12 protein-coding genes and 3 pseudogenes are annotated in these 12687 nt (G+C 36.8%); 5 read left to right on the forward strand and 10 right to left on the reverse strand.

Translation table 11 applies throughout. The features are described from left to right. Positions 1-49: 49 nt before the first annotated feature. The 3 genes and pseudogenes from NYE43_RS10300 to NYE43_RS10310 form a co-directional block, all read right to left on the reverse strand. A complete protein-coding gene (locus NYE43_RS10300) occupies positions 50-745 on the reverse strand; it encodes an HIRAN domain-containing protein (protein ID WP_326323893.1) in 696 nt (231 codons plus the stop codon). 121 nt (positions 746-866) lie between these two features. Continuing rightward, a pseudogene (locus NYE43_RS10305) lies at positions 867-1002 on the reverse strand (helix-turn-helix domain-containing protein); the annotation flags it as partial. An 84-nt stretch (positions 1003-1086) separates the two neighbouring features. Beyond that, positions 1087-1746, reverse strand: coding sequence for a hypothetical protein (locus NYE43_RS10310; RefSeq protein WP_326230034.1), 660 nt, complete (start codon positions 1744-1746; stop codon positions 1087-1089). Between the two features lie 494 nt (positions 1747-2240). Here NYE43_RS10310 and NYE43_RS10315 point away from each other — a divergent pair, with 494 nt between their 5' ends. Continuing rightward, complete coding sequence (locus NYE43_RS10315) at positions 2241-3371, forward strand: response regulator aspartate phosphatase (RefSeq protein WP_101863240.1); 1131 nt, start codon at positions 2241-2243, stop codon at positions 3369-3371. Continuing rightward, on the forward strand, positions 3361-3504 hold the full coding sequence (locus tag NYE43_RS10320) for a hypothetical protein (RefSeq protein WP_024121692.1): 144 nt from the start codon (positions 3361-3363) through the stop codon (positions 3502-3504). The genes NYE43_RS10315 and NYE43_RS10320 overlap by 11 nt, the downstream gene beginning before the upstream one ends. Positions 3505-3532: 28 nt before the next feature. On the opposite strand, the pseudogene NYE43_RS10325 reads toward NYE43_RS10320, so the two are convergent. Together NYE43_RS10325 and ppsA are read right to left on the reverse strand one after the other, a co-directional pair. Then, positions 3533-4414: pseudogene (locus tag NYE43_RS10325) on the reverse strand (DinB/UmuC family translesion DNA polymerase); the annotation flags it as partial. 300 nt (positions 4415-4714) lie between these two features. Then, a complete protein-coding gene (ppsA, locus tag NYE43_RS10330; protein ID WP_268496560.1) occupies positions 4715-7318 on the reverse strand; it encodes a phosphoenolpyruvate synthase in 2604 nt (867 codons plus the stop codon). Between the two features lie 401 nt (positions 7319-7719). On the opposite strand from ppsA, the pseudogene NYE43_RS10335 reads away from it, so the two are divergent. Further along, positions 7720-7804: pseudogene (locus tag NYE43_RS10335) on the forward strand (putative holin-like toxin). 658 nt (positions 7805-8462) lie between these two features. Here NYE43_RS10335 and NYE43_RS10340 read toward each other — a convergent pair. The 4 genes from NYE43_RS10340 to NYE43_RS10355 form a co-directional block, all read right to left on the reverse strand. Beyond that, positions 8463-8723, reverse strand: coding sequence for a tyrosine-type recombinase/integrase (locus NYE43_RS10340; protein ID WP_251191693.1), 261 nt, complete (start codon positions 8721-8723; stop codon positions 8463-8465). 20 nt (positions 8724-8743) lie between these two features. Next, positions 8744-9586: a site-specific integrase gene (locus tag NYE43_RS10345; RefSeq protein WP_251191694.1), complete on the reverse strand. Its 843-nt coding sequence runs from the start codon at positions 9584-9586 to the stop codon at positions 8744-8746. A 225-nt stretch (positions 9587-9811) separates the two neighbouring features. Then, positions 9812-10231 carry a hypothetical protein gene (locus tag NYE43_RS10350; RefSeq protein ID WP_024121695.1) on the reverse strand — a complete coding sequence of 140 codons (420 nt, stop codon included), beginning with the start codon at positions 10229-10231 and terminating at the stop codon, positions 9812-9814. 59 nt (positions 10232-10290) lie between these two features. Beyond that, positions 10291-11037: an SDR family NAD(P)-dependent oxidoreductase gene (locus tag NYE43_RS10355; RefSeq protein ID WP_268496561.1), complete on the reverse strand. Its 747-nt coding sequence runs from the start codon at positions 11035-11037 to the stop codon at positions 10291-10293. A gap of 168 nt (positions 11038-11205) precedes the next feature. Here NYE43_RS10355 and NYE43_RS10360 point away from each other — a divergent pair, with 168 nt between their 5' ends. Together NYE43_RS10360 and NYE43_RS10365 are read left to right on the forward strand one after the other, a co-directional pair. Beyond that, positions 11206-11562: a winged helix-turn-helix transcriptional regulator gene (locus tag NYE43_RS10360; RefSeq protein ID WP_024121697.1), complete on the forward strand. Its 357-nt coding sequence runs from the start codon at positions 11206-11208 to the stop codon at positions 11560-11562. Beyond that, entirely contained in the window at positions 11559-11780 is a 222-nt protein-coding gene (locus tag NYE43_RS10365; RefSeq protein ID WP_180948924.1) for a hypothetical protein, read from the forward strand. Before NYE43_RS10360 ends, NYE43_RS10365 begins: the two co-directional genes overlap by 4 nt. Positions 11781-12302: 522 nt before the next feature. On the opposite strand, the gene csaA is transcribed toward NYE43_RS10365, so the two are convergent. Further along, positions 12303-12635: a chaperone CsaA gene (csaA, locus tag NYE43_RS10370; protein ID WP_095713082.1), complete on the reverse strand. Its 333-nt coding sequence runs from the start codon at positions 12633-12635 to the stop codon at positions 12303-12305. Between the last annotated feature and the right edge of the window lie 52 nt (positions 12636-12687).

The raw sequence follows: 12687 nt of genomic DNA on the forward strand, positions 1-12687 counted from the left end.
CACCCACTCTTTTAAATACGATATTTTAACTGTTCAAGATTATTTAAGGTTAATATGTGTTATCCACATCCGTATGTTTTTCTGTTTTATTGACTATTTCACAATTGAGTTTATAATCCGTCTCACCCGTATCAATTTTTATATCATTACGATTGACTCTATATTTCCCTCCATACAAACTACCTGTGACGATTAATTGTGAACCGCTCTTTATCAGGTCAAGAATGTACTTTTTCCCACTCTTAAAATTCTTTTGAGGAACATGTCCGACTTTAAAATTATTCACATATACAGCAATAGCTTCAGGATCATACTCGTTGTCTTCCTCTAAACGCAAATCACAATTTGAGAATATAGAATTATGATGTATAAATATCGGTTCATCGAAAGTAGATTCTAGAATTTCTTTATTACTCATCCCATCATATTTTTCCTCAAAAAATATACTATCCGCTTCAAGTTTTATAGCCTTTTTAATGTCACTTTGGTAATGGTAAGTCCCTGCAACTTTAAAATTTATATATTCAAAGAATGCATTTTTTTCTTCAAACTTCCTTGAAAAACTCGTCTCTTGAATCAAAATTGGATATTCTTTTTTTGGCAGATCTTTTTTGCTTACCTTTATCTCATCTTTGTTATCACTATGAACATTATTAACTTGACTTGTAATGTTTTCAGAAATAGTGTTAACCTCAAATTGTGGTTTCTTGATATTATTCCTCTTGAGAAATCCAAAGATGCCCAAACCTATCCCTCCCAAATTTTCAATAAAAGTACGATTTTATGCAGACCTAGAAAACTTGCAATTCCTTCCTATGTTTGTAACTTTAGTATACCATTTTCATTCTGAGCGATCGATATTAATATCATATTTTGGGAGGTATCAACAACTCTTGCAAACTCGATGTTTAGGTGTTCCCAGACTTTATCTAACAGCTCTCTAGGATACCGCTCCATTTCATATCTGTATAGCTTTCTGACAGTCGCAAAAGCATGATCAATTCACGATTAAAATGTCTAAATCAAATGGTGTTTTTTTATATAAATTCAAAACAAGCATGCAATAAACAAAACTGCACTCAATTGTTATTTTTCGTAATAATAGGATTTGACCCAATGATAATTTCTACCCTTATTTTCACACCATTCAATAAATCCCTTTGATTGTTTTTCTGTAAACAACACCCAGTCATTCAACAGATCTTGATAATAGTTAAGTGCTTCGTTATTGTTATTTCTTGTTTGTTGACATTCTACCTTGTTGTTTAACTGCCGTGACTTAGTAATAAGTGCTGTATCTTCTTTAATATCGCCAAGATACAAATCTTCGGATATATGATGAAATGAATACCAAAGGGCGTTCAAATTAATATCGATTAGCGTTAATAAGGATAATTGTTCATTGCTGCCACCAAGTCTAAGTGCATTGTATAAGTAATCGACACGTTTTTCAGCATTTAAAAACACGCCATACCACCTATGTGGTCTTGGATCTTCGGGGTTACTCTTCATCCATACCTCAAGTAAAGGCTTTAAAAGTTCCTTTTCCAAAGGATGAACGAGTGTATGATGAATATCATCTGATGTTTCAAATAAAGCAAATAGCCAACAAGCAAAATTCTGTTGTGCATTATGATCCCATGTCTTTGCCTCATCAATAAAGGAAGATAATGGTTTAAAGGATTCCTTACGTAACCCTTTTTCTTTGAGAGAGCAGAACTTTTTAAATAATGGATATTCATCCAATCTGTCACTTTTCAATATATTAGTTAAGATATTTACTATTGTTCACATCTCTCTTTGTTTAGAATAAAATACATGTTTTATACAGAATTGATACTAATAAAAATATCCAAAAGGAAGGCTGTCTTTGAATAAGGATTGGTGAACTGCGATTACTTCTGAATCATTTTCTTTCTCTTTTGCCTCTGCTTTAGTTAGAAACATTGTATTTTGATAAATGTAATGAACCTCTGTTTCTGGTATCAGATCAGTGCCACTGTCTACATATTCATAGATCCAATCTAATGCGGAAGCCTCACACTCTATATCCTCTCAAGGTATTTCTGATAGTGAACAAGCAATGGATTATGATTCACCGAGATAAAACCCCTACCCTTCTCTTAATCGAGGAGGGTATTTTTTTCGCTTTTTAAGAAAACGTTAATCTTCCTTAAACACTTAAATGTGATAAAATATTACATATTTAGTCTATTGGATACATAGAGGGAGGGATTTCAATGGAGCAATTAATTCCGTCATCCACGGTTGGAGTTAAAATCAATGAGTGGTATAAATACATACGGATGTTCGCCGTTCCAGATGCTGAGATATTAAAAGCAGAGGTTGAAGAAGAAATAAAACATATGAAGGAAGATCAAGACTTATTGCTGTATTATTCTCTAATGTGTTTTCGTCATCAGCTAATGCTGGATTACCTTGAACCTAAGTCATTGAATGAAGCACGTCCTAAAATTTCAGACTTATTAGAAAAGATCGAAAGCAGCCAAACAAAGCTTAAAGGTGTCCTGGAATACTACTGCAATTTCTTTAGAGGAATGTATGAATTTGATAAGAAGGATTATATAAATGCAATAAGGTCATATAAAATTGCTGAGAAAAAGCTCGCTTTAGTAACAGATGAAATTGAACGAGCTGAGTTTTATTTCAAAATGGCTGAAGTGTATTATCACATGAAACAAACCCATGTATCAATGCACTATGCTGAAGCAGCCCTTAACATTTATAAAGACCAAAAAACTTATACTGTTCGCCGAATACAATGTGCATTTGTTGTAGCAGGCAACTTTGATGATCTGGAAAGTCATGAAAAAGCAGTTCCCCATCTTCAGAGAGCCCTAAAAGACTCAAAAGCCATAAACAAACACAAACTAATTGGTGCATCATTATATAATTTGGGAAACTGTTATTATAAGATGAAAGAGTATGACAAAGCTGCTGAATATATTGAACAAGCAGTTTCATTGTATGAAAGAGATAAAAGCGATCTCCTCCCTCACACGTTATTTACGCTGACACAAATTCACTTTAAAATGAAGGATATTGAAAAAGCCTTGGTTCTTTACAAAAAAGGAATCGAGAAAGCAAAAGCAATAAATGACGATGTCTTAATTGCTGAGTTTAATTACTTAAAGGCTTTATATATCGACTCTATAGATAAACGCACAGTTTTCCGAACTTTTTCTGTACTTAAAGATAATGTTATGTATCCAGATTTAGAGGAATTAGCACTCGACACGGCTAATTATTGTAAGGAGATAGGGCAATTTGAAAACTCAACCACCTTTTTTGACGTCATGGTGGATGCCCGAATCCAAATACAAAGAGGAGAGTGTTTATATGAAATTTAAACTTGCATTAGCCACCTTGTCAGTTGTCGTTGGATTAGCAGTGTTTAGTGGCTTTTCATCCTCGAATGACCAAGAATTCCATGAAGCTAAAAGGAACATTACTTCTATTCAACCAACCAAGTTTTTTGTTTAATGTTTAGCCCTTCTCATTGAGAAGGGTTTTAACTCTTATGTCCACCTGTTAGCCTAGCTCTGTGAAGTGCTGTCCCTGCAGGTGTATAAGAAACTGCTCTCAGAATCGCTTTCGATCCGTATTTGCTTCTAATTCCATCCATAACGAATCCAAGCTTTCTTCTCTTTTTATTATCCACTTCAAATAAACTAACCTGCTGATTAACATCACCCTCAATATTTGATAGCGTGACTGAGATATTACTCACTGTTTTACCCGAGTAAAACTTATAAAAGCGCATCAAGCAACATTCATAAATGTCCATTGTGATATTTGTGGGTAGATCAATTGTTTTGGATCGATGAAAACCACCGCCAAGCTCATCTTTACTATAACCAATTCCTAGGCTAATTGTTCGACCAACTTTATTATGTGCACGTGCCCTTCTTGCGACTTCCTCACAAATCTCCAGAAGAACAGCCTTAATCTCTTCTTTTCTTGTGTAATCCCTCATTAAAATTTGACTCTTACCAAAACTAATCTGACCTTGCATCAACGGAGCACCTATTTCTGATAAATCAATTCCGTGAGAGGTAGTACAACTGGTTTCCCATTATTCCAAACTTCTTTTCAAGCAGCTCTAAAGGAAATTTAGCCAACTGACCTACAGTTGATATTCCCATCCGATTCAGATTTCTTTCCATCCTCCCTCCTATTCCCCACATTTTAGACAACGGGTGAACCTTCCAGAGTTTATTTGGTACATCTTCATATCTCCAACGTGCAATACCACTCTTTGTTTTCTTACTCTCCAGGTCAAGCGCAAGCTTACTGAGTAACATGTTATCTCCAATGCCTACTGTGCACATTGGCCAAATTCTCTCCACATGCTGCTTTGAATTGCTTTGACCATGTCTTCAGGATCTTCTTTCCTGCAATGCGGATTTCCCACGCTAAGCAATTATTACATAAAAAAGCCGGATCCCCACTCTATGGGGATCCGGCTTTGCTTATTGTTAGAGTATTATTTTTTTCATTTTTTTATATTTCATCGATTCTCTAATCTTGTCGAAGAATAGCTAAGGCCTCAATGTGTGTAGCAAGCCATCAAATATTCAACATTCACTAAGTGTCCTTATCTCTGCTCAAGAAGATAAAAGAATGAACAGTATAACCATTCTTTTATCCATTTAAGGCCGTCCATTATGACAAGATCTTAATTGATGAGCCATTACAATATTTCAATGTACCCTTCTGTTCCATTCACACGAATTCGTTGCCCGTCTTTGATTAGTCTGGTAGCATTTTCAACTCCAACAACCGCAGGTAAGCCATATTCACGCGCTATTACTGCTCCATGGGTCATCAGTCCACCAACTTCGGTGACTAGGCCTTTTATGGATACAAACAAAGGTGTCCAGCTAGGGTCAGTAAAGGAAGTGACTAATATATCTCCAGCTTCTAGATCAGCATCTTCCATGTTTAAGATGACACGTGCTCGCCCCTCTATAACTCCGGAGGAAACAGGTAGACCTACAATCGCTCCGGCTGGGAGATTTTCTCGTTTGTACTCGCCTGTAATGATTTCACCATCAGACGTGATAACACGTGGTGGAGATAGTTTTTCATATAATTTATACTCGTCTTTTCGTTTGCTTATGATTTGGTAATCCAGTTTATTTGTGCGTACGACTTCGTGAAGTTCTTCAAAAGTGAGATAGTATATATCTTCTTTTTCATGAATAACGCCCACTTTTACGAGTTGTTCGGCTTCTTTCAGTAAAGCCTGCTTATAAACGAAGTAGCGATTAACCATGCCGTATTTTGGATATTCCCGATAACCGATGAAATTTCGGATTATGTCGATCATTCGTTTGGTTTCTTTGGCTTTTTGTTCACCATCCGGTAATTGTTTCAATCGATCTAATAACTCTTGTTCTTTCTTCAAAGCCTCCTGTCGCCCTTGCTCAAATTTCCGTTGGCTGGCATTAGGCTCAAAGTTTTTGATATTATTAAGAATCATTGGGACGAGTGTAGTTGGTTTTTCGCTCCATCGAGTTCTTGTAATATCAATTTCTCCGGCACATCGCATTCCGTATTTGTTGAGATAAGCATAAATAGCGTCTTGGATTTTCTGTCCATTTTCAAACTCAACCAGCTCATCCAAAAAGTGATCATTTTTTACATGCTGTAAATAAGCAATTACTTCTGGATAAGGACGTATCACGTCTGCGACGTCCAATAGCGCAAGACCCATTTCTGAAGTAATATTATGAGGTACAGATTGAGAAAGCGTATCTGCTGCGTTTTTTTCGCCTAACCACTCGTTCATTTTTTCGTTAATCCATGATGTAGCATTTATAGCAGCCATAAACACAGCCGAACTTTGTGGGTCAAATAAGATCTTCTTTAATTGCTGGATATCTTCGAGAATAAAATCAAACAAATCCGATCCGGATTTCGTTTGGATGTTTTGTTTTAACTCTTCTATCGATGTTTGACTACGCTTAATCAAATCAGAAACGATTGTTGGATCGTTCTCGAATTGTGCCAGCATATCTGTATTGTTACTTCGGTTGGGAATCGTTGCTGTTTTATCATTTGGTATCGACTTAATGAAATCTCGTCGCTCAATTGTGGTCATAAGTGCGTCTTTTAAGAGCGGATCGTGTTGTCCCATGCCATTTAATAAAAATTCTCTGCTGTCAGGTGATGCCAGATTATGTGTGACATCAACAAATAACCTTCCACCAGCTTTATGCATGGGTGCAGAAGTCGTCAACAGAAAAAAAGACAATCCCAGTGGTTTTATGGGATCCGTCATCATTTGTTGATGACCAACAGAGATATAGACGTGATATTCTTGATCACTCGCTTCAGGGATGGGGTATAAAGTTGTGATTGGTCGACTCTGGACAATATAAAAAGTATCGTCAACCAAACACCATTCGATATCTTGCGGGCAACCAAAGTGGGCTTCGATCTGTCTCCCGATGCGTGCCAGTTGTAAAATTTGTTCATCAGTCAGTGTTTGAGTCTTTTGCTGATTAGGATCGATTTGCTGTGTTTCTGTTCCTCCTTCTTTTCGTCCATAGATAGCCAATTTTTTGGTTGCTATCATCTTATCGACGATTTGCTCATCCTGTACTTTATAACAATCGGCAGATACCAAGCCAGAGACCAGTGCTTCACCAAGTCCAAAACCGGCATCGATGGATAACACCTTTCTGTTGGAAGTGATTGGATCAGCGGTAAATAAAATCCCCGAAGTCTGTGGGAAAACCATCCTTTGAATGATAACGGATAAATAAACTTGGGTATGGTCGAATCCATTTTGCATGCGGTAGATTACCGCGCGATCCGTAAATAGGGAAGCCCAGCATTTGCTGATATGCAGCAAGATCGCTTCTTTGCCGATAATATTTAAATAGGTATCTTGCTGACCGGCAAAAGAAGCATGTGGTAAATCTTCAGCAGTCGCACTCGAACGCACAGCATAGGCATGTTCCTCGCCAAATTGGGAGAGATAGTGAGCAACTGCTTTCACAACATCGGAAGGAATTTCTACTTCCATAATGATTTGTCGAATCTTTCTGCTGATTTTACCAATTTGATCTCGATCCTCAACTTTTATCATGGCCAATTGATCCAACAACACTTGTAACGTTTCGTTTTGTTCGACGGCTTTTTGATATCCTACTGTTGTGACACAAAATCCTTCTGGTACATGCAGACCTTGAATTTTTGATAATTCCCCTAAATTTAACCCTTTTCCTCCAACAAGCAAATGCTGTGTTTTTTCAATTTCGTGAAAACCAAGAACCAAAGAACTCATTCTACATCTCCCCTTTAAAAATAATAATTGACAAAGAGCTTTCCAGCATGATATAATAAAAATATAAGATGGATATCTATAACTTTTTACAAAGAAAGCACACGTAGTCTGATTATATCACCGTGTCTATTTTTGTGCAATATAAAAAGAACCTGGGCTATTTCACCAGGTTCTTTTTTAATTTCCCGCTACCATTAGTCACAAAAAACTCGGAACTTTATTCTAGAGAAAGAACATGAAAAGTATTTACAAGAAAAAATGACCAATAAACAAAGCAACATCCAACTTGTATTCTTGTATTGTTTCCATATTTAAATTGAATTTTTATAGACAATATATTCCTGTAAAGTTTGCTCACTCAAGGGAGTCTTGCTCATCCCCTAATGAAAGGGGGTAATGCTATGTCAATATTCCAGGCATTAATGATAATGTCTTGCATTCGCGTCGTTTATAATCGCCCTGTTGACGTATATAAATAAAAAATAGACCTCCCTTGAGCCTCAGAACCTAAAGGGATAGGTCTACCAAGAAACCACATCGGGCAAGCCCTTTGATGGGCAGCTTTTTGTACAGAGCCGGGGTGTTGGCAGTACCCTAGGTCTTTTATGTTAAAAAGAAGATTCAGAAACTAAGCCAAAAAAAATGAAGATATCGATACTAACATTTAATGCCTATTGAGAGTTCCTAGGCATTTTTTTGTGCAATAAAGAAAGACCCAGATCAAAAAGTCTAGGTCATACTGGTTCCTTCTATTCGCTTTGATATTTAGTACGTTTTCGTTGATTTAACTACGTTTATGACAACTCTTAAATGTATACTTCGGGTCACAGTTGGGGTCACACTCAGGTCATAACATGACTTTTACCGGTTTCAAATCATCCAATACAGACTAATCAATGTACAGTAATCTCCCCTATTTCTCTTCATTTCATATTTTCACAGCAAATTCAAACATAAAATAACAAAGTACTCCTTGCATTTCCTCATCCGTCATGCTATATTCATATAGCGATGAGCTGAACTGTGTAAGCCGATGTACATGCCCTTTGCGGCACACACGAATGTGGCGTGTTAAAAGAGGTACTACAAAGCCTTACACAGTGTAGCTCATCGCTTTTTTATTTCCTTCAGATCACAGGTGAGGTCACGATTTTAACAATAAATCCATCTTATCCACTGCTTCTAATTGCATTGATGGAAGAGCGTGACTGTATGTTCCTAATGTTTGCTTAATATCTGAATGTCCTAACCTCTCTTGTACTATTTTTGGACTCACACCAATACTGATTAGATAAGTAGCATGTGTGTGTCTTAATGCATGAGGTTTAATCTTTGGTAATCCTAGCTGTTTGCGTATTGAGTGAAATCCCCTTCTCCAATTACAAGGCGGCAACCAATCCCCCATTTTCGTACATACCACTAAGTCTAGATCATTGTATTTTGCTCCTGCTTCTTTCTTGTCCCTTTCAACCAACCTTTTTCACATAATGACTCAGGTATATTAACATTTCTGTATGAATTAACTTTTTTAACTTCTGGCTCTAACCCATAGTTACCTTTATCATCTACTCTGCATAGTGTTTGGCGTATTGTGATGTACCGTTTTTCCCAATTAATACTCTTCCACTCTAACCCCAGTACCTCACCCATTCTCAAACCAGTCTTAATGGATATTTCATAAGCAATGTAATGTCTTGATGGGCGTTTAAGTTTTGAAGTATCCAGGAAACGTTTTATTTCTTCAGGAGTCCAAGTCTCCACTATGCTCTTTTCTCTTGGTAAGTTCAATTCATCAAAGATGGCCATATCAATTTTTCTTCTTCGTGATGCCTTTTTGAATATACTCCTGGTTACCTGTACTGCTCTTCTTACTGTGTCAGCAGATACTTTTCGTTCAAAGAGGAGTGTATTTATGTGTTGCTGCAATACATCCTCTGTGATCTCATCGAATTTGTATACCGATAAATAAGAAAGAACATTGTATTGAAGTATCTCTCTATAGTTGTTAAATGTACTTGGTCTAAGCTTCACTCTTTTTGATTCTAACCAGGATTCAGCATACGTTCCAAATGATTCAGGTATCTCAGGTAAGTAGTTCTTTTCTTCTTCAACCTCAAGAATTACCTGTCTAAGTACCTCTTGAGCTTCTTTATAAGTCTTAATCCCTTTTCTTTTACGCTGGATCCTCTTTTTTGTTATTGGATGTGTTCCACCTGAATACACAAAATAATATGTTCCTGATTTCTCATCTTTTTTAACTTTTGTCATTCTGCTCACCTTTTTAAGTGAACACAAGGGAAAACGTACTAAAGACAATTATAATGACATGCTTATAAGAAGTCACACAATATATAGAGTGGATAGCAGCACACTAGGTTCGGAAGAATGTTCCGACCCTTTAACGCCCCTCTCTTCCCTTGTGATAACAAGAATACCCATCCATATTTTAACACACTGCATAAAAAAGACCCCCAGTTAAAGGGAGTCTAGTTTTTAATAAACTTCATCTAAAAGTTTCTCGCTTAAATCCTTAAATTTACCTTCATCTTTTAGAGCATTAAGAAGCGCTATCACTTTCTTTTCTTTAATTCCAAGAACTTTAGATAAGATATCACGCACTTCTGCAAAGTCAGGGACTTTCTCATTATGTAACTCCTGACTTGAAATGCCTTCAACCTCTTTTCGATACTGTTCTGGTGGCTGAGGACTATTTAGAACACGATCATTTAAGACTGATAAGATATATTCCAATTCTCTTCTTTTCTCACTATAAATATTATGTTGAATTAACCAATTGGAATAAGGGTATCTTGGATCATTCAGTTTTGCATTACTAAGCTTTAAGATTTGCCATTTAAGCTCTTCAATTTCTTGTTCAAGAAGTTCAACCTTTTCTTCTAATTGATTAGTCATTTATAGCCCTCCTGTGAATTATAGAAGTATCCAAAGTACCCCTTCTCTGCGCAGTGAAATTATACCTGTGCTAGCCCGCCATCTACGAACAATTCAACACCCGTCAAGTAACTGCTTTCGTCTGAAGCAAGGAAAGATACAGCGTTTGCTACTTCTTCAGGTGTCCCAACTTTTCCAACTGGAACAGTATTTCTGGTATTTTCCATTGCTCCTTCAAGTGCATCACCAAAAAGCTCATCGTATGCAGGTGTAAGAATAACTCCTGGACTAACCACATTTACACGGATTTCAGTACCTTTTAGGTCAAGAATCCAGTTGCGAACTAGTGCTCTTAATGCTGCTTTAGATGCTCCATATACACTAAACGCTGGGTTGCCAATTGATCCAGCAGTAGAGCCCGTTACAATAATAGAACCTACTTTGTCCGGGAATAGTGATAACGCTTTTTGAACAGTAAAGATGGTTCCTTTAACGTTAATGTCGAACGTTCTATCAACCTGCTCTTCAGTAATTTCACCTAATGGAAGGAAGTTGCCGGTGCCTGCATTAGCAAAAAGAATGTCCAACTTACCTTTTTCCTGCTTTATAATGTCATATAGTTTGTCTAAGTCTTCAAGCTTAGAAATATCACCTTGAACACCGGTTACGTTCTTGCCAATTTGGTTAACAGCTTTATCAAGTTCGTTTTGTCTACGTCCTGTGATATAAACATATGCACCTTCGTTTACAAACTTTTGTGCTGTAGCAAGACCAATCCCACTTGTTCCACCCGTTACAAGCGCTATTTTACCTTCAAATTTACCCATACTTAACACTCCTTTAGAATTAATTTTATTTTATGTCTAGTACCTTTAAGTACTTGAAGAACAACTTACAAGATATAGTATCCTTCAGTAAGCACATTATCGGAAGTACCCACTTTTTTGTGATATAGTAACCAAAAAGTAATAAATGTGGAATGGAGAGCTTTAGACATGAAAAAATTTAGTTGTGGGTTTGAAGTGACAAAGGAAGTTATTGGCGGAAAATGGAAAGGTCTTGTATTATACTTTTTAATGAATGGACCAAAGAGAACGAGTGAATTAAAGCGCATTATCCCAAATATAACTCAGAAAATGCTGATTCAAACACTTAGAGAGCTTGAAGCCAGTGGACTTGTGAGCAGAAAGATGTATAATCAAGTACCCCCGAAGGTTGAATATTCATCCACTGAACTTGGAGAATCTCTTAAACCTATCTTGCAGGAGCTCTGTCAATGGGGAGGCCATTATGCGGAGCAAGAGTATGCAGAAGGTGAATATGAAATTGTACAACCAGAACAACTAAAGTGAGGATTGATGTAGCTGCTGAAGTAAATGCTAAACAACTTCAGTACCATCACCTGACAGATGAAGAACAGTCAGAAATAAATGAGATATTCAATTATGAAAGTGAAGTTCTAATAAGAAGTATCATGGACTATATTCAGGAGAACTTTGATGAAATTCAAAAAAGAGCTGTTTCAAATGTTAAAAAGAAGGTTCAGAAACTTAGCCAAAAAAATAAATGAAGATATTGATAATAATATTTAATGCCTATCTAGAGATAATAGGCATTTTTTTGTGCATAAAAAAGACCTGAATTAAAAATCCAGGTCACATTACTCCCCTGTATTCACCTTATTATTTAGTATGTTTTTATTGATTTAACAGCATTTATTCACATCCACAAAACGGTGTTTCAGGTCATAATCAGGTCACAGTACGGGTCACAGTTAAGTCAATTTTCTGAGTTTGGACAATAAAACACCAGCTTAATATCGTCATACAATTTAACAATATTACGATTGAATTTTGTGTTTTCGCTTACTTTCGACAACATCATACAAAATAAGACAAGTTTTATTACGTTTTCAATTACAATAACAAAGTACTCCTTGCATTTCCTCACCCGCCATGCTATATTCATATAGCGATGAGCTGAATTGTGTAAGCCGATGTACATGCCCTTTGCGGCACACACGAATGTGGCGTGTGGTGCATCGCCTCAATACGCAAAGACGTTTGCCTCTTAGGCAAACGTCTTTTTTGTGTTATCCGATTTTTGTTCCGTTTGGTAATGGCTGTTCAGGCTGAAGCAGGACGACATCGCCTTGGCCGGGAATGCCGCCGAGGACTAAGACTTCGGATTTAAAACCTGCGATTCGGCGCGGCGGGAAGTTCACGACAGCGATAATTTGTGTGCTGGTCAGTTCTTCTGGGCAATAGCGCTTTGTGATTTGCGCGCTTGATTGTTTAATGCCGATATCTTCTCCAAAATCAATGAACAATTTAATCGCCGGGACTCTTGCTTCAGGGAACTCTTCCGCTTTAATAATGGTGCCAGTTCTGATATCCAGTTTTTCAAAATCTTCAATTACAGCCATCATTATATCTCCTTTTTCTTACTATTTTAAAAGAGACACCTGCTAAATGTTT

The sequence above is a fragment of the Bacillus sp. FSL R5-0434 genome (assembly GCF_038004745.1).
Taxonomy (GTDB): Bacteria; Bacillota; Bacilli; order Bacillales; family Bacillaceae; genus Bacillus; species Bacillus halotolerans.